Annotated in this window: 19 protein-coding genes and 1 pseudogene; 4 read left to right on the top strand and 16 right to left on the bottom strand. The window is 40.0% G+C overall.

Annotation, left to right across the window (positions count from 1 at the left end):
* Positions 1 to 11: 11 nt before the first annotated feature.
* Positions 12 to 443, bottom strand: coding sequence for an HIT family protein (locus RSX31_RS04460; RefSeq protein WP_315633550.1), 432 nt, complete (start codon positions 441 to 443; stop codon positions 12 to 14).
* A gap of 112 nt (positions 444 to 555) precedes the next feature.
* Here RSX31_RS04460 and RSX31_RS04455 point away from each other — a divergent pair, with 112 nt between their 5' ends.
* A complete protein-coding gene (locus RSX31_RS04455; protein WP_148993880.1) occupies positions 556 to 1,059 on the top strand; it encodes a GNAT family N-acetyltransferase in 504 nt (167 codons plus the stop codon).
* A gap of 52 nt (positions 1,060 to 1,111) precedes the next feature.
* Here RSX31_RS04455 and RSX31_RS04450 read toward each other — a convergent pair whose 3' ends face one another.
* From RSX31_RS04450 to RSX31_RS04430, 5 genes and pseudogenes are all read right to left on the bottom strand, one after another.
* Positions 1,112 to 1,612, bottom strand: a complete 501-nt coding sequence (locus tag RSX31_RS04450; protein WP_315633549.1) for a CBO0543 family protein — start codon at positions 1,610 to 1,612, stop codon at positions 1,112 to 1,114.
* A 90-nt stretch (positions 1,613 to 1,702) separates the two neighbouring features.
* On the bottom strand, positions 1,703 to 2,719 hold the full coding sequence (locus RSX31_RS04445; protein ID WP_315633548.1) for a serine hydrolase domain-containing protein: 1,017 nt from the start codon (positions 2,717 to 2,719) through the stop codon (positions 1,703 to 1,705).
* Entirely contained in the window at positions 2,716 to 3,261 is a 546-nt protein-coding gene (locus RSX31_RS04440) for a GNAT family N-acetyltransferase (protein ID WP_315633547.1), read from the bottom strand. Before RSX31_RS04440 ends, RSX31_RS04445 begins: the two co-directional genes overlap by 4 nt.
* Before the next feature lie 13 nt (positions 3,262 to 3,274).
* Complete coding sequence (locus tag RSX31_RS04435; protein WP_315633546.1) at positions 3,275 to 3,757, bottom strand: P-loop NTPase family protein; 483 nt, start codon at positions 3,755 to 3,757, stop codon at positions 3,275 to 3,277.
* Positions 3,754 to 4,670: pseudogene (locus RSX31_RS04430) on the bottom strand (alpha/beta fold hydrolase). The gene RSX31_RS04435 and the pseudogene RSX31_RS04430 overlap by 4 nt, the downstream one beginning before the upstream one ends.
* Before the next feature lie 136 nt (positions 4,671 to 4,806).
* On the opposite strand from RSX31_RS04430, the gene RSX31_RS04425 reads away from it, so the two are divergent.
* The gene (locus tag RSX31_RS04425; protein WP_148969008.1) at positions 4,807 to 5,199 is read left to right on the top strand and encodes a hypothetical protein; all 393 of its coding nucleotides are present in this window, start codon (positions 4,807 to 4,809) and stop codon (positions 5,197 to 5,199) included.
* A gap of 38 nt (positions 5,200 to 5,237) precedes the next feature.
* On the opposite strand, the gene RSX31_RS04420 is transcribed toward RSX31_RS04425, so the two are convergent.
* The 3 genes from RSX31_RS04420 to RSX31_RS04410 all read right to left on the bottom strand — a co-directional run bounded on the left by RSX31_RS04420 (position 5,238) and on the right by RSX31_RS04410 (position 8,212).
* Positions 5,238 to 6,251 (bottom strand): S66 family peptidase, encoded by a 1,014-nt coding sequence (locus RSX31_RS04420; RefSeq protein WP_315633545.1) that lies wholly within the window; start codon positions 6,249 to 6,251, stop codon positions 5,238 to 5,240.
* Between the two features lie 81 nt (positions 6,252 to 6,332).
* Complete coding sequence (locus RSX31_RS04415) at positions 6,333 to 7,346, bottom strand: ABC transporter permease subunit (protein WP_315633544.1); 1,014 nt, start codon at positions 7,344 to 7,346, stop codon at positions 6,333 to 6,335.
* Positions 7,343 to 8,212, bottom strand: a complete 870-nt coding sequence (locus tag RSX31_RS04410) for an ABC transporter permease subunit (protein ID WP_315633543.1) — start codon at positions 8,210 to 8,212, stop codon at positions 7,343 to 7,345. Before RSX31_RS04410 ends, RSX31_RS04415 begins: the two co-directional genes overlap by 4 nt.
* A 244-nt stretch (positions 8,213 to 8,456) precedes the next feature.
* Between RSX31_RS04410 and RSX31_RS04405 the strand changes: the two genes are divergently transcribed.
* Entirely contained in the window at positions 8,457 to 9,770 is a 1,314-nt protein-coding gene (locus RSX31_RS04405; protein ID WP_315633542.1) for a D-alanyl-D-alanine carboxypeptidase family protein, read from the top strand.
* Between the two features lie 92 nt (positions 9,771 to 9,862).
* Positions 9,863 to 10,255 carry an SET domain-containing protein gene (locus RSX31_RS04400; protein ID WP_148969016.1) on the top strand — a complete coding sequence of 131 codons (393 nt, stop codon included), beginning with the start codon at positions 9,863 to 9,865 and terminating at the stop codon, positions 10,253 to 10,255.
* 34 nt (positions 10,256 to 10,289) lie between these two features.
* On the opposite strand, the gene RSX31_RS04395 is transcribed toward RSX31_RS04400, so the two are convergent.
* The 7 genes from RSX31_RS04395 to RSX31_RS04365 all read right to left on the bottom strand — a co-directional run bounded on the left by RSX31_RS04395 (position 10,290) and on the right by RSX31_RS04365 (position 15,597).
* Positions 10,290 to 11,003: a hypothetical protein gene (locus RSX31_RS04395; protein ID WP_315633541.1), complete on the bottom strand. Its 714-nt coding sequence runs from the start codon at positions 11,001 to 11,003 to the stop codon at positions 10,290 to 10,292.
* Positions 11,004 to 11,017: 14 nt separating this feature from the next.
* Positions 11,018 to 11,848 carry a hypothetical protein gene (locus RSX31_RS04390; RefSeq protein ID WP_148993871.1) on the bottom strand — a complete coding sequence of 277 codons (831 nt, stop codon included), beginning with the start codon at positions 11,846 to 11,848 and terminating at the stop codon, positions 11,018 to 11,020.
* A gap of 209 nt (positions 11,849 to 12,057) precedes the next feature.
* Positions 12,058 to 12,882: an EcsC family protein gene (locus RSX31_RS04385; protein WP_315633540.1), complete on the bottom strand. Its 825-nt coding sequence runs from the start codon at positions 12,880 to 12,882 to the stop codon at positions 12,058 to 12,060.
* A gap of 72 nt (positions 12,883 to 12,954) precedes the next feature.
* Complete coding sequence (locus RSX31_RS04380; RefSeq protein ID WP_315633539.1) at positions 12,955 to 14,226, bottom strand: hemolysin family protein; 1,272 nt, start codon at positions 14,224 to 14,226, stop codon at positions 12,955 to 12,957.
* Between the two features lie 42 nt (positions 14,227 to 14,268).
* Positions 14,269 to 14,679: a MerR family transcriptional regulator gene (locus tag RSX31_RS04375; RefSeq protein ID WP_315633538.1), complete on the bottom strand. Its 411-nt coding sequence runs from the start codon at positions 14,677 to 14,679 to the stop codon at positions 14,269 to 14,271.
* A 105-nt stretch (positions 14,680 to 14,784) separates the two neighbouring features.
* A complete protein-coding gene (locus tag RSX31_RS04370) occupies positions 14,785 to 15,267 on the bottom strand; it encodes a YjdJ family protein (RefSeq protein ID WP_315633537.1) in 483 nt (160 codons plus the stop codon).
* A 165-nt stretch (positions 15,268 to 15,432) separates the two neighbouring features.
* Positions 15,433 to 15,597 carry a hypothetical protein gene (locus RSX31_RS04365; protein ID WP_187443357.1) on the bottom strand — a complete coding sequence of 55 codons (165 nt, stop codon included), beginning with the start codon at positions 15,595 to 15,597 and terminating at the stop codon, positions 15,433 to 15,435.
* Positions 15,598 to 15,855 lie beyond the last annotated feature (258 nt).

The raw sequence follows: 15,855 nt of genomic DNA, 5'->3' as shown, positions 1-15,855 counted from the left end.
ATTATTTACTCCTATTCTAGTAATCTGCTTATGTAGGTTTTCAATTTCTTCTGGGTTTCTTCCAGGGATTCACTGTATGTTTCAACGTCGGCCTCACCAAAGAATAAGTCTCCGAATCTTTCCGCTTCCTCATTACGAGGGATAACATGCATATGATAATGAGTTAATTCGTTGTATATGCCTCCATTCTGGCAGACGGTAATGCCATTTGGTTCATATAAAGCCTGAATGGCTTGTGCAACTAGTTGTGATGCCTTCATTACGGAGAGGCTTTCTTCTTCATTTAATTCCGTTACTTCCACTTTGTGTCGTTTGGGGAGAATTAGTGTATGTCCTGGGTGATACGGAACATGGTCCAAAAAGCAGGACACGTGTTCATTTTCGTATATAATAAATGCTTTCTCCTTTTCGGTTGCAAGGCGGCATCCGAGACAATCTTCCATTCATATACCTCCAATTTAAAGGATTTCCATCTTTAATGTCGAATTCTGTTTGAATAGCTAAAATTAATGCTCCTCTCATCATATCATGTAACAGAAAGAAGGTCAGAAAATAATGGAAATTCAATTACTCGATGAAAAACACGCCGAATTTTATTGGCAGCTTCGTTTGGAAATGCTGCAACAGAGTCCTTCGAGCTTCGGCAGCAGCTATGAAGAAGCGATTGCCCGTAAAAATCCAATTCAAATGACAGCAGAGAGGCTTGTACAAAAGGGCAGCTACACGTTTGGTTGCTTTGATGACGGAAAGTTAGTCGGATCGGTGACTTTTGTGCGTGAAGGAGCTTTAAAAATGAAGCATAAAGCTTCGATTTTTGCCATGTATGTTTCCCCTGCTCATCGAGGGAAAGGGTTCGCAAGAGGGCTGCTTCAAGCTGCCATCACACAAGCTAAGGCCGAGGATGGCATTGAACAAGTCATGATTACTGTTGTCACAACCAATGAGACAGCGAAGGGCCTCTATCATTCTTGTGGATTCAAGCCTTACGGGACAGAAAAGCGGGCATTGAAATATAACGATGAATATTTCGATGAAGAATTGATGGTTTTGTTCTTATAACTCTTTTCACATTGCAAAACGGTGAGTCCCAAGATGTGGATTCACCGTTTTTTCATAGTACATGATAATCAAAGCTAATAAGTAAGAAAACAATGACGAATATTGATAGCATCAGTGCCCTAACAGGATTTCTGTAGTGAAGGCGCAGCATGGGAAACATAATAAAATAAAACAGTATGGTCCACCACAGGTTCCAGCCTTCGAAATATTCAATGGAATCCATTTTTCCCGCTGCCCATTCAATTAATGTAGCAACACTTATATATTTTAAATAATAGAGGATCTTCAATCTGATTTCTTCTGGGTAATTACTTAAAAAAAGAACCACAAGGCAAGGATAAGCGATCATCGTATAAAGAGAATCCGTCACAAACATATTGATGAAAAATCCATCTAATTCCCAAACCGCCTTCATCGTGTAACTGATATACTGATAAAACATATTGAAAAAACTAAAGTAATAGATGGTGGGCAGAAATTCTCTCCATCTATTCCAGGATCCCCACTTCAAGGAACTGAGAATAATCACTACAATGACTACAATATGAAACATGGGATCCCCCCATAACCCGACTCATAATATAGCCATTAGTGTTTCCAAATATTTGGTAATCCATTCCCTGACCTATTGTTTAATCATTCTTCAGGAAAATAGGTCTGCCACTTTATTACTGAACTCCCGTAAATAATAAAGGTATTGGTCCCCTCCGTAGTTGTATCGCTTGTTATACATCTTTGCCACCACCACATTATAAGCAGGAATAACAAGAACCGTCGGACCGGTGACACCTACTATTTGATAAGCACCTGAAGGTACCCTCCCCCCCAGTTCACTTTTATTTCGTGGAATATCTTGAACGTACCAATACAGACCGTTCCCAGGAATAGTGGAATCAGAATACGAAACATTCTGAATGGTGGTGGCAGTCTCAATCACTTTAGAGGGGACGATTTGTCTTCCATTCATCATGCCTTTCTGAACATGCAGCTGCCCCCAGAGAGCAAATTCCCTGGGAGATACAAATAAATTCTTCTCCGTGCCATCTGAGACTGTCCCGAGTTCAGGGAGTGCAGGTTTATCAATGCGGTCGATGATAGGTACAAGATTTTCATCTGGTTCCGTTCTCCATCCCGTTTCACTAAACCCCAAAGGAGTAAAAACCCTCTCGTTTAAAAGTTGCGGGAACCCTTTCCCATAAAGTCGGTGAATTAATTTTGTCATTATATCCACACCCACGTTACGGTATGCCCAGCTGCTACCTGGCTTGAATTCCCGAAATATGTATCCATATTCATCGGAATCGAGTCCGTGGGAATGAGTTACAAGATGACGGATCGTTGTGTCTTTATACAGATCTTTATCAAACTCAGGAACATACTGAGTGATAGGATCATCTAGGGCAGAGATATATTTATCATGTAAAGCGTAGGCAATCGTAAGGCCTAAATAGCTTTTACGGGCAGAAGCTACATTAAATTGAGCCTTTTCTGTGATATGAGAAGCATTTTTTTCATGGGAGTGCCTTCCGCTATAATGCTCCAAAACAACCTGGTCATCTTTTATTATATAAAGGGATGCAGCAGAACTCCCGTTTTTATGTTTAATGTCTTCAACCCAGGAGATCAATTCCTTTAGTGGTTCTTGTACGGTCTGTTTCAAGACTTCTTCCACTCGTCTGCGAGCATCCCATAAACAATATGATCCACGAAATGATCGTAAATCCATTCTCTTTGCCTCAGCTTCCCTTCTTCCTTGAAACCAAGACGCTCGGGTATTGCCCGACTGCGATGGTTGAATTCTGCAGCGGTTATCTCGACTTTGTTCATTTTATAGTAGTCAAATGCGTAAGTCGTGAGTCCCTTTGCAACTGTCGTCATAATTCCTTTTCCTTGGTAGCCTTCACCTAGCCAATAGCCGATGTATGCCACTTTGTTCGACCAATCAAGTACGTTGAATCCCGCTACTCCAACTATTTCACCTTGGTAAATAATTCCAGTTGTTAAGCTCTTATTATTCGCGAAGCCTAAACGTGTACCTTTAATAAATTCCGTTGAATCCTCAACCGTTTTTGAGTAATCCACCCATGGGAGCCACTCACGCAGATAGGATCTTGACTGATCAGTCAGTTCATGGATTCGTTCAACATCCTGTATATCGAGAAGCCTTAATTCTAATTCGTCGTTTAGTTTATATGTAAACATGCTGATTGCTCCTTTATCCTTTTTGGATGTTAACTTTATATTGATAGGGTTCGAGAATTCGCATGACGATGGGCTTTTCTTGCTCTTCGTAGTGGCGATTCCATCCATGCATTTTTCTAAGCATCGTTAAGGTTTGCTTGTAGTTCCCTTTTTTGAATCCATATTTCTCTTCGACGTAGCGTTTGAGTATCCTGTAGTTCCGCTTCCATTTTGGTGTATCAAGAAAGATGATAAGCTCTGCCTCTTCAAGACATTTGTACATCCATTCTTGGTAATGTACGCCTTCGATGATCCATGATTCCCGATTTAGTATTGAGGTAAGTATGTCATTTCGATGGGCTTCCGTATTTCTACTATCACCATCGGGGTGTCTTCTCCACATCACATCATCAAGTTCATAATAGGGAATCCCTTTTTCGCTTGAAAGCTTGCGAGCGAGTGTGGATTTTCCGCTTGCGACGGAGCCTATGATGTGAATTCTTTTAGCTGTGTTCATGAGAATTGCCGGTCTTTGACTAATAGATAATCCAAGATCACCTGTTTAAAGCGGTCGGCTTCCTCGTAATGGGCGTATGACCACTATGTTTAAAATGAACGATACTCCCCTTTGCTGCATCTCTTTGAAATGTTTCTACATGTTTTTCACATGTAACGGGATCATACTCTCCTGTCAGAAGAAGCATTGGTGTTTCTATTAGCTTGATTCTATCTAACAAACTGGTAAAAATGACGCCTTCTTCCCGGAGAAGATGATAGTGATGATCTGAACGGTCGTATAAGGTGTCCCATTCTTCATCTGTGTAAGTAGCATAATAGTCAGTAGGGTTATCAAAATTATGTGTATAGATTTGCATGCGGTGTTCTCCAAGTTCATCACTAAGCTCCATATAAATTTCTGTAAAGTCCCTTGGGGAAAGGTGTTCCTCTGCCAATTTCATGGCCTTCCCTTGTAACTCATACCGATTGTATTTTCCGAATAATTGAGCGGTTTTTCTTAGTAGTCCCTTAGATGTCAGGGTGAAATCGAAGGTGGGACATTCGAAAATGACTTTCTCTATGGATTCGGGATACTGGGAAACGTATGCAAGAGCCAGGAACCCTCCAAAGGAATGCCCTAGTACAGACCATTTATCGAGTCCTAATTCTTTTCTGAGTGCTTCACAATCCTCAACCAGATCTTGAAAACCAAACTCTTCACTTTCTTGAATGGCTTCTGAACGGCAAACACCTCTTTGGTCGATTGCAACAAGATAGAAATGTTTCCCTAATCGTTCAGCTTGATGAAACGAAAAATCGTAGCAACTTTCACCAGGGCCACCGTGCAAGTATAGTAAGGCGGGATTCTCCTTAGAGCCATGGGTTTCGACATGGATTTCTTTTTTTCTAATGGTCATTACATTTGCTTTCATTAGTATAAACTCCTTAGCTGAATTCTGTTCCTAATTAGACTTCTAGAAGATGGAGGGATTTTCCTTTATTATGTTGGAATATGTTGGTCCATGTCGGAAATGGTTTGATATAATACAGAAGATTGGGGGCGAAGAAATGGAAAAAATAAAACAAAATAAACTAATATATATCATGTTCTCCTTCACATCTGTGATTAATTTTCTAGTGTTTTGGTTAGATCCAAAATCCTACATGTATTTGGTCATCAGCCTTATCTTTTTTATGAATGCCTGTGTTTTCTTTATCAACAGCAGGGAACAGGATGGCGACTACTGGAGACGTTGGGAAACCATTCGAAATAAAGGGAAATGGTTCTTTTCAGTTGTATATGGGTCGTTGTTTACTGGATTGGTATTTTCAGTGATTCTGTATGTAGTGGTCAGAGACTACCTTCCCCTTTTAATCGTATGCTGTGTAGCAGGCGGATGGGTATGGGGATACATCATGTGGATGTTGAATGAAAAACGATATAATTTTTTGAAGAAGTAAGCAGAAAAAACGTCCTGGAGCAGGACGTTTTTTATTGGTTATTTGAATGTTTGTATGACTTTTCCTTTTCCACCTAAAACTTCTACCTCTCCATATGCTCCATTGATAAATGTAATTTGAGGAGGCTGATGCCCACAGTCAATATCATACACGATTGGAATCTGTAGCTCGTCTGATAGCTCTTGGTAGACATCTTCAATCATATAATCACCAACAGGCGTGTTGCTAGCACTTCTTCCAAAGAGAATTCCGGAAGATTGTTCAAACCAGCCGGCTAATTTCATCTGTATTAGTGAACGGCGAAGATCAGCTGTCGTTAATTCACAGTTTTCAAAGTACCACAGGATGGATTCATTCTTTATATGCTTCTCTCTAAAGTCTGCTATATTTCCGTAAGGCGTTCCGATCAAATGCCTGATGACATCTATGCAGCCTCCGAGTAGACGTCCATTGACCTGTACATCTTGTTTCCCTGCGGTTTTCCAAACAGTTGGCTCTGTTAAGTGAAAAACTGTTGGAGAAGGCTGGTCGTGATTCCATTCTTTTTGATAGTGTTGGGATGAATACTGAATAACAGAAGACCCTTCTTTCGTAGAGAGAACGGATTCCCATTGTGCCGTCGTTGGATCGGAGTACTCCCCTCTTAAATCAACAAGATTGGTTCCATGTGCAGTGGCGATTCCGGTTTTTAATGTTAGTGCCAGTAAGAGCACACTCGTGTCGGAATAACCCAGCAGCCATTTCGATTTGATTTTTTCATAATCAATGAGGTCCAGGATTTCTATGAGAAGTTGACCTCCCCATGGTGGGATGACAAGGGAGATTTCTTCGGCCTGCAACATTTGGTTCAATTCTGCAGCTCTTTTTTGAGCTGAGGAAGATTTAGCTTTACTCTGCGTCCACACAGTCTCTCCGCACTGAACAGTGTAACCTTTGCTTTCCATTTTTTCGATCGACTGCTTGAGAATGTCATGTAGTTCCGAGGGTACTCCCGATGAAGGGGCGGTCACACCTAGGGTTGCGTGTTTTTTTAGTATTGGGTATGTAATCATAATCTCTCTCCAAACTTTTTTAGATAATTTTACCAGATTGGTAGACTTGCTACAAGAGATGGGGTTGTGAATGGTTAAACATCATTTACGCAGCCCCCTTAATGTAAAACTTTCTTCATTCAATTCCACTGGTTTATAAGTCTCATTGTCCCTTAGAGTGACTGTTGGATTACTCCTTGAAACATTTCTCTCCAAGATTCTCTCTAATGAATGAGCGATTCCATTCAGCAAGAGAATGGTGAGGGCGAAACAGATCATGGGCATGAGAAATATCCACCACGCATTGTACAATTCTGAATAATTTGTTCCCATCAATCCTGACCATTCCTGGACGAATGGCTTCGGCGGATGGCAAAATGGCTGATAGCAGATATCTGTTCCTCCGAAAAACAAAGTGAAAAATCCCAAGTGAGCAATGATCAGAAGGACTTGTATCACAATTTTGGGATAAATGACAAATAGCCGGTTCTTAAGATGAGGCATAAGATGCTTATAAAATATGTAGAAAGAACGTGCACCAAGGACCCTTGAGGAAATGATGAATTCCTCTTGAAGAATCTGTTCAGCTTCGTTTGCGATCAAGATGGCGGTCGTAGGAGTGACGATGATGGCCAGAACGACGATTTCAACGACCATCCTTTCTACTAGCGAAGTCTGAAACCCTTCCGTAGGCTCCCACAGTAAAGGGTGAAGAATGTTATAAGCTATAATCGATTGTGGGATGAAATAAAGTGATGTAAAAACCTTCTGAGTGACGATTCTGAGCCTGCTTTTCGTGAATCCTCCTGCAATTCCAAACAGGAAAGCAAGCAGAAAACTAAGTAATGATATAGTGATGGCTGCACCTAACGTATATTGTGCTCCTTGAATGATTTTATCGGTCATATGATAGCCATCTCGATCTGTTCCAAAAGGAAATTGAATGGATGGAGGGAATGGTGAATCTCCAAGGACTTTCCCTTCATCATTGAACAGGATGAGAGTCTGTGAAATTTCCTCATTTGAGAGATTGTACGCCATACTCCAAGATAGAAGAACAATGAGTATACTTGAGAAACCAATGAAGCTCATCCAATCATAACGATTCGATTTCATAGGCTCATCTCCTTCCCGATTTTTTTCCCAATGAGTGCCTGAAGGCTTTTTAGCACAAGATAGAGCGGAATGAACAGGAGAATGGAAGTTATCGCAAATATGGAAGGCTGATTGTAGGAAAACAAGAATGAAGTGACACCAAATACATTAAACAGATATTCCAAAACAAGTAGATTCGAAAGCATCATCCAAACGATTTGTTTGCCGTGATAGGTTAAACTGATCAACACATTTCGAATCGTATGGCTAAAAAGTATAGTAAACCTCCCAAGTCCTTTGCTTTTCGCCAATTCTATATAAGGCTTCCCCTCCTCATCCTTTAAGAAGACAATCATGTTGGTGAAAAAGAAAAATGTAGGAAGTATACATAGAGTGATAGCCGGTAGCAGTATCACCTGGTTTTCACCTACTGATGCCACGTCTAAGATCAAGATTCCGGTTTGTTTAAAATACCAGACGATCCCCAATTGAAAAAGAGCGATCACGAAAAGATCGGGTAGACCCCCTATTAAAAAACCAACTGTCTGAATACCTTTTCTGAAATATTCCCCCAAAGAATAATAACCGATTAATAATATCGTAGAAAGCAATATGGAAATAACCAGAGCCAGAAAAAAGATCCTGATACTGCTCCAATAGGCTAAAAATATAATGGGAAACAAACTTCTTTCCACCCCGGAACTCGGGTTCTCGTAAATGATCGCTTGCGGTGTCAGAAGCTCTTCCCCGACATCCATCAACACAACGAAAAAACGATGTAATGAAAACGTCTGACCCTCAAACAGTGCAGACGTTGCACTTACCAATATAATCCCACACAAAATCAACCCCAACTCAAAACATACCTGCCACACTCTTCTCACCATACAGTTCCATCCCTTTGTCAGTTTAGGGACGGACCTCCATTTATCCAAAGAATGGGACACTCTTATTTCCAGGGTTCAATGGAGGTCCGTCCCTCTTATTATGGTAACATTTTACTTTTTTGCGTGAAACAATTATTTACAATAATATGAACGATTTGAAAAGGTTGTGGTGAATTGGGGTGTTTGTGAGGCTTGTATGGTAAAATAATTTGGTTGCGTAAAATTGTTTTTTGGAGGTACTGATTTGAAAAAGAATATGGTGAAGCATAGCCTGTCGGTTTTGATGATATCCCTTATGGCCATGACGCCTTTTCAGGAAACGGCGCATGGGAAGACAAAATTAGATATTAATGCAGATGCTGCGATTTTAGTGGAAGCAGATACCGGTAAGATTGTGTATAAGGAACATGAAGATCAGCTCCTCGGAATTGCCAGCATGACGAAAATGATGACAGAATACCTTGTGTTAGAAGCCATTGAAGAAGGAAAGATTAAATGGGATCAAAAGTATAAAGTAAGCGACAAAGTCTATCAATTGGCGAATGCACCCGGCTTGAGCAATGTCCCCTTAAGAGCGGACGGAGAGTATACAGTAAGAGAACTGTATGATGCCATGGTGATCAAATCAGGAAATGGTGCAGCAATTGCACTTTCCGAAGTTGTAGCAGGTTCCGAGGGTGAATTTGTAAAGCGGATGAATGCAAAGGCGAAGGAACTCGGCTTTGAAAATTATCAATTTGTTAATTCTTCCGGTTTAAGTAACTATGATATGCTCGGCATGTTTCCAAAAGGAACCGATGTGAATGATGAAAACATGGTATCGGCTGAAGATATGGCCACTTTGGCGTATTACATCATTCATGATTTTCCGGAAGTATTAGAAACATCGGGTCTCTCTTCCAAAATCTTCAGACCGGGTACAGATGAAGAACTCGTTATGAAGAATACAAACGGCCTATTGAAAGATAAATCTTATTTTTATAAAGGTGCAGATGGATTAAAGACAGGTACGACACCCTTTGCAGGTTCTACTTTTACCGGAACTGCAGAGCGGGATGGGGTACGATATATTTCAGTCATCTTAGATGCCAAAGATGAATATGGTCAGCCCAGCAGTGCCGAGCGATTTATTCAAACAACAGAACTTCTTGATTATGGATTTGATGAGTTTGAGACGGTTAAATATAGTTTGAGTGATATTGATAAGAATAAGGAACCAACGTTAGAGGTTCCTGACGGTAAAGAACAATCGGTAACCATCAAGATAGACAAGCCTCTCTCCATTCGAGTAACAAAAGATGAGAAAGATAAAGTGAAAACTTCAGTCAAATTAGATGAAGAAAAGCTTAATGACGATGGTACCCTTCAAGCTCCAATTGAAAAAGGAGAAAAGATCGGAGAAATGATAATTGAAACCCCGGAAAAGAATGAGTATATCTTTGATGAAAAACAGCCTTCCTATAAAGTTGATATTTATGCCGCTGAATCAGTAGAAAAGGCTAGCTGGCTAGTACGAAGTGCACGAAGCATTCAAGCATTTTTTGGGAATTTGTTTTAAGTAGGCAGGCCACAATAAAGATTGGATGTTGCATTTCTATCCAGTTCGTGTCAAGCTTACTAAGTTAAAGGATTTAGAAAGAAGGTGGCATAATGATCGAAGTGAAAATATCGTCCCTTAGTGACGGTGATCTTAATCGCGGCGTTTTTGCAAAAAGAGATATAGCCAAAGGAGAGCTGGTTCATGAAGCACCAGTCATCCCCTATCCCAATGAGGAACATGAACATATTGAGAAAACGTTCCTGGCGGATTATGTATTTGAATACGGAATCAATCATACAGCACTTCTATTAGGTTATGGAATGTTGTTTAATCATTCTTATACACCTAATACAACTTATGAGATAAATTTTGATAACCATACCTTCGACTTTTTTGCCTATAAAGACATTCAAGCTGGCGAAGAATTGCTCATTAACTATAATGGCGAAGTGGATAATGATGAACCACTTTGGTTTAATAAAGATAAGAACGAAGATGAATAAATGAAAGGGACTTCCATTGGAGGTCCCTTTTACTTTACTGACTAATGAGTTTCAGGAATTCAGGTTCTGGTTTCATTACCTTTGTCCCTTTATCCGATTTTATATAAATTTCCTTGTCTCCTTCGTAAAGGACTTCAACTGTTACATGATCAAACTTATAGGTTTTTATTTGCGAACGCGGTTCGATTGATTGGTCATCCCATTCAATGCCATCATTAATAAAATCAACCAAGGACTGAATGATTTCTTTATCAATCATCTTTTGGCAAGGTCCATTACCAGAATCCACATATACGCATGCGCTTTTGGGGATCCCCTCTATCCAAACAGATGAATGATAAATTGGATGGGTGTCAAACGTGACTTCTGTATGGTCTTCCCCTTGATTAAAATGGGATGAGATTGATAACTCCCCATCAAAGCCTACTTTTCTCCATGTAGAATAAAAGCCGCTCCAATCATTTTCAGCTTCAGGATCATCAAGTGCTGATCCTGATTCGCTTATCTCCCACCCCAATTTTGGAAGTTCATCAAGATAAAAATCATATATATGCACCCAGTGATTGCCTTTCATTTTATAATCACTCATTGTCGGTTCCAAACCATCATATAAAGGGATGTCATAATGTTCTTCAGGAATGACCGTCATTCCCTCATACGTCCGGTCAGTCACCTTTTGATAGAAATACCCACTAAGGATCATAAAGAAAAGTACGATAAGCGAAAATAACCACTTTTTATTTTTCATAGGAACCTCCTTTATTACCGTCTAAAGATTATGACGGACGTGTCAGTTTGCCCCCATGATGCTAATACATCTTCTATCTTTAAAATTTGCCACGGATTAAACATCGTTTGTCCGTGCTTATTAAAGACATAGTTCCCTGTCAGTACATAGGCCGCATGAATGGGTTGTTTGTGTTGATTGAACCAAACGAATACATCACCTTGCTTATATTCAGTTGTATCAACTGGAGAATACTCGGCCCGTTCAAGGATCAATAGCAAATCTTCCCCCTGCATCCATTGGTCTTTATAAGCTTGGTTCTTTGTCACAGCCGTAGCGACTGCAGCGAAACAGTTGGGGCCATTCTTGAATGAAAAGGTATCGATCAATCGTTGAAGATGGGGAGCCTGATTGGATATGGCTTGTTTCCTTTCTGCAGACAACCCTTTCCAGATGGATTGTTCATCTATCCACAAGGCTCCGTAGTTTAATAGAAACGTAAATTGTGTTTTTTCTGAAAGAGAATACCAGAGGACCCGATGTAATAGGATGATCTCTTCGCCTGTATCAAGTGTGGTAGCAGGTATGTCCAGTGTAGGGACTTGAAGTAATTCACATAGATCTTCTAAGGTGAAAAGGAGTCCTCTTCCAAGTTCCCATTGCTGTCTCACAATGTCATCTTGTGTTTCTTTTTCCAATGATACAAATAATTCTGGAGCCACTTTAGAATAGAATCGAGCATTTTTCCTAATTCCCCAAGTAGCATAAGAGGTTCGGAGGTCTATAGGTACCTGGGAATAATCAAGTGAATCCATGGACTCCATAGGAAGCGAATCATAATCATCAGCAAAATAAAACCACTCCACCTCAGGAATGAGCCTCCTCCCCCAATTCCTCAAAGTATCTATATCTATCGTATAACCATTTATATTCATCACCATAGTAACATCCCCAAGTTTTCTTCAATCTTAGCATGAATTTCCAATTCATCAACATAAAAAAGATCAGAGGGACGGACCTCTGATCTGCATTCACCATTAAAAAAGATTGATATATAACCTTTTCTTCAGAATAGTTAAATTTCAGAGGTCCGTCCCTCTTCCAGCTTCTCCAAGATCCGTCTTTTTCGGTAGAGCATACGACCGGTTTCGCCAATGTCTGAGATCATGGATTTGTTGATGAAGGAGCCGAACAGGATTCCTGCTATGGGAATCATTTGGAATAGTTTTTTCCAGCCGAAGTTGTCACGGAAGCTGGTCATTACTTCCCTCCAGCCTTGCAGCTGGGAAAGGGTCTGTTCTCTCTTCTGCATATCCTTTTTGTTGAAGTCCGATAGTTCCTGAAGGATCGCTTGCTTCCCGACAATATCTGAAGACACGAATTGTAAGCATTTAATAATGAAAATACGCTCCTGCTGATCATTCGGGTCGTACCCGTAACTTATTGCGATTTCCTGAAGAGTCTTAAGTGATATGCCGAGGATGAAAGGTATATCAATACTTAGAGTCAGGAAGCCACCGATTCCGGTAGTGGCCCCCTGGGTCATCGCAACCTTCTTTCTCATACCCACTATCCCTTCGCTTACTTCATCCATATCATAAATGGGCAGCTTTGCGATCTCTTCTACTGTTAAATGAGGATTGGCTGTTCTCTTAGTAAATCGCTTAACGACTTCTTTCTCGCTTGTAAGGTAACTTCCGCCCTTTTGTATGTAGCTTCCTAATTCATCCAGTGCTTGTCCAATCTTGTTATGCACCATTTGAGGAGTGATCCGGTCCAGGATCATAAAGGGAATACGCCCAAGCTTCTCCCAAAACCATAATCCTTTTTGATCATCAGCCCATTTATTTACGACTTCCAGTTCCCGTAAAAGAGCTTCTCTTGTTTCTGTCTCATGCATATAACAGCATCCTCCTTTTATCAATAATGAACCAAAAAAATAACAGGCAATGAAGAGCCTGTTATTTCCTGTTTATTGAACTATATCTTCGGTTTTTTCTTCTAGTATTTCAACTTTAATCGTACGTACCCGGCGATTATCCACCTCTTCTACGCTCACTTTCAAGTTTTCATAGTCGAAGCTGTCACCTTCTGTTGGAAGGTCTTCAAAGCTTTCAACGACCCATCCACCAAGTGTATGGTAGGAACTTTCAGGCTCTGGTACATCGAGTAACTCTGTAAATTCATCCAATTGATATTGGGAATCGAATTGATATTCTTTTTCACTGATTTTCCGCATGGAATGAGTTTTCTCATCTTGCTCATCCCAGATTTCCCCTACAATCTCTTCCAGGATATCTTCAAGGGTGATGATTCCGGTTGTTCCACCAAACTCATCCACTACAATGGCCATATGCACATTGTTCTTTTGAAGCTTAGTAAGAAGAGTCGAGATTTTGACAGATTCAAATATAAACATTGGTTCCCGAATCAATTCCCGGATGTTTACTTCACCAAATTTGATCAAATGAGTAAAGAACTCTTTCTCTGAAAGAATTCCGATCACATTATCAATATGATCCTCGTAAACCGGAATTCGAGAAAATCGCTCTTCAAAGAACATTTCCTTAATTTCTTCAATCGGTTGATTCACTTCAACAGCCTTGACATCGATCCGGGGTGTCAAAACCTCGGTTGCAAGGATATCATCAAAGTCCATCGAGCGGTGAATCAATTCTCTTTCTTCTTTATCGATGACTCCTTCTTCTTCACTAATATCAAGCATCACTTTTAATTCTTCCTCTGTGACAGACGGCATCTCGTGATTTTTCGAGAAGAACTTCGATACCAACTCTTTTAATTTGATAAAAAAGAAGTTAATCGGTGTAAGAACTTTAATTAAGAAAAAGAGAACGCCTGATATGGTCAAGGAATAGGTTTCAGCATTTTCTTTTGCCAATGATTTAGGCAGGATTTCACCGAAAATCAGAATTAATAAAGTCATGACAAAAGTACTGATGACTAGACCCGTGTTACCTCCAAAAATATCTGTCGCAAGCTTTGCTGAAATACTGGCTGCGGCAATGTTCACGATGTTGTTTCCAACTAATATCGTAGACAGTGCTTTATCAAAGTTTTCAGCAATATAATGAGCTTTAATGCTCCCTCTTCTTCCCTCACTTACAAAGTTCTTAAGTCTAATCTTATTCACACTTGAGTAAGCCGTTTCCGCCGATGAAAAAAAGGCAGATAAAAGTATTAATGCTCCTAATAATACTAATGAATTAAGTGGTATATCGTCCAAAAAAAAGTCACTCTCCTGTAGTTGTTTATCTATTATGCTGGATTAACCAGAAAAAACCATTAATGTTTGGAATAAGGCCAAAGCCTGTGGGGATACTTGTTTTAACATGCGTTTGCGTTCGTCATCACCCAGGGCTTCCATAGCCTGTAGGACCTCATGTAACTCGTTATGCAAATGATCCATTTCAATTCGAATATGGTCAACTTGTTTTTCTAAAATAGAGGGATCTACATCCTCAGATTTCATTACCGTTATTCTATCTTTAATTTCATGTAATGTCATTTTCATCTGCTGACATTGTTCAATCATCTTTAAGTCAGCTAACGCATCTTCGTGATAGTACCGATAATTATTACGTGATCGATCACATTCCAATAAACCCATTTTTGTATAATAATCAATCGTCCTTTTGGACACTTGACTGTGTTTTGATAGTTCTCCTATTCGATACAACTTCCCAAGGACATCACCTCTAGAGTAGTATACTTTATTTAAGGTAAACCGTACAGTTAAACGTTATGGTTTTATGTAAAAAGAATAAAGAGAACCTACCCCTTATCATGCTTGTTTGGCTTGCTTCTTCATACCTAGAGATGACGAGAAGTGAAAAAGAGTGGCGAGAATGATCAGGAAAAGTCCCATTGAGACAAATAACCAAAAAAGAATGTTCCCGCCTGTTGTAGGGGAGGACACGATAAATGCGCTCATCAAAAGATACATCACTCCAAACAGAGTTAGAAATAATGGAAAGCCACGATGTTTAAGAAATCTGTATCCAAGTAGAATTAAAAGGTAACTGGCGCTCATCATCATCATGCTTGGAAACAGTGGTGAAAACTTCGCAGCGTACACAAAGAAATCGAGATCCACTATCTGCTCCTTCGTTGAAATGCTACCGTGAATCATCTCACTGAACGGAGTTGAATACTTCCATTCCCAAGGGTCATCCAACAGCGCACTCCCCTCATACCAGGAAAACAATGCCGTAAATCCAAAGACCAAAAAACCAACACCCACCTGAGACCAATACTTAATGGACATGAAATTTCTCCTTTCTTTATAGAGGGACGGACCTCTCTTATGAACTTTGATATGCATCTTACTAATTTTACCATAGTGGATAGCAAATAAATGTCTTATTCCCTCTCTTTTCTGAGGGTTTATAGTCATTAAAAAACGCCAGGAGGCTCCCCCTGACACATTTGCTTACTGTCCGCCAGTAAACCAGCTGCCGGCTTTCACTCGTTCTTCTTCCTGGATCTGTCTCTGGTTTTGATTTCCTGCTTCAAAGGAGTTCTTTGAAAACGTTCTTCTTAGAAGCCCACTTAGTAATCCGAATCCGACGGCAATACCGATGATCCACCATAACATATGATTCACCCCCATCAACTGAAGATATCTATATATATGTACGTTTTATAAATGGATAAGTTTCACGTTTACTTGAAATTCAGAATTCCAGTAAATGTCTTGGTAGTTAACTTCAACCCACTTAGCAAAAAATTAAAAGTAAGTACAAGAAGACCCAAAACAAAAACGCAATCCTTCAATATGGAGTGACACAGTCAAATAAGACTAAATAAAACACCTAAGCTGCCATGACTCTAAATTCTACCGGAGTCTGGCAGT

Origin of the sequence: Rossellomorea yichunensis (assembly GCF_032337515.1) — a bacterium.
Classification (GTDB): Bacteria; Bacillota; Bacilli; order Bacillales; family Bacillaceae_B; genus Rossellomorea; species Rossellomorea yichunensis.
Note: the sequence above shows the minus strand (reverse complement) of the source record. Positions and strands in the feature narration are given on the sequence as shown.

Excerpts from the sequence above, each read along its gene's own strand:
- RSX31_RS04460 (WP_315633550.1), bottom strand. The coding sequence starts at position 443 with ATGGAAGATTGTCTCGGATGCCGCCTTGCAACCGAAAAGGAGAAAGCA.
- RSX31_RS04455 (WP_148993880.1), top strand. The coding sequence starts at position 556 with ATGGAAATTCAATTACTCGATGAAAAACACGCCGAATTTTATTGGCAG.
- RSX31_RS04450 (WP_315633549.1), bottom strand. The coding sequence starts at position 1,612 with ATGTTTCATATTGTAGTCATTGTAGTGATTATTCTCAGTTCCTTGAAG.
- RSX31_RS04440 (WP_315633547.1), bottom strand. The coding sequence starts at position 3,261 with ATGTTTACATATAAACTAAACGACGAATTAGAATTAAGGCTTCTCGAT.
- RSX31_RS04435 (WP_315633546.1), bottom strand. The coding sequence starts at position 3,757 with ATGAACACAGCTAAAAGAATTCACATCATAGGCTCCGTCGCAAGCGGA.
- RSX31_RS04425 (WP_148969008.1), top strand. The coding sequence starts at position 4,807 with ATGGAAAAAATAAAACAAAATAAACTAATATATATCATGTTCTCCTTC.
- RSX31_RS04420 (WP_315633545.1), bottom strand. The coding sequence starts at position 6,251 with ATGATTACATACCCAATACTAAAAAAACACGCAACCCTAGGTGTGACC.
- RSX31_RS04415 (WP_315633544.1), bottom strand. The coding sequence starts at position 7,346 with ATGAAATCGAATCGTTATGATTGGATGAGCTTCATTGGTTTCTCAAGT.
- RSX31_RS04410 (WP_315633543.1), bottom strand. The coding sequence starts at position 8,212 with ATGGTGAGAAGAGTGTGGCAGGTATGTTTTGAGTTGGGGTTGATTTTG.
- RSX31_RS04400 (WP_148969016.1), top strand. The coding sequence starts at position 9,863 with ATGATCGAAGTGAAAATATCGTCCCTTAGTGACGGTGATCTTAATCGC.
- RSX31_RS04395 (WP_315633541.1), bottom strand. The coding sequence starts at position 11,003 with ATGAAAAATAAAAAGTGGTTATTTTCGCTTATCGTACTTTTCTTTATG.
- RSX31_RS04385 (WP_315633540.1), bottom strand. The coding sequence starts at position 12,882 with ATGCATGAGACAGAAACAAGAGAAGCTCTTTTACGGGAACTGGAAGTC.
- RSX31_RS04370 (WP_315633537.1), bottom strand. The coding sequence starts at position 15,267 with ATGTCCATTAAGTATTGGTCTCAGGTGGGTGTTGGTTTTTTGGTCTTT.
- RSX31_RS04365 (WP_187443357.1), bottom strand. The coding sequence starts at position 15,597 with ATGTTATGGTGGATCATCGGTATTGCCGTCGGATTCGGATTACTAAGT.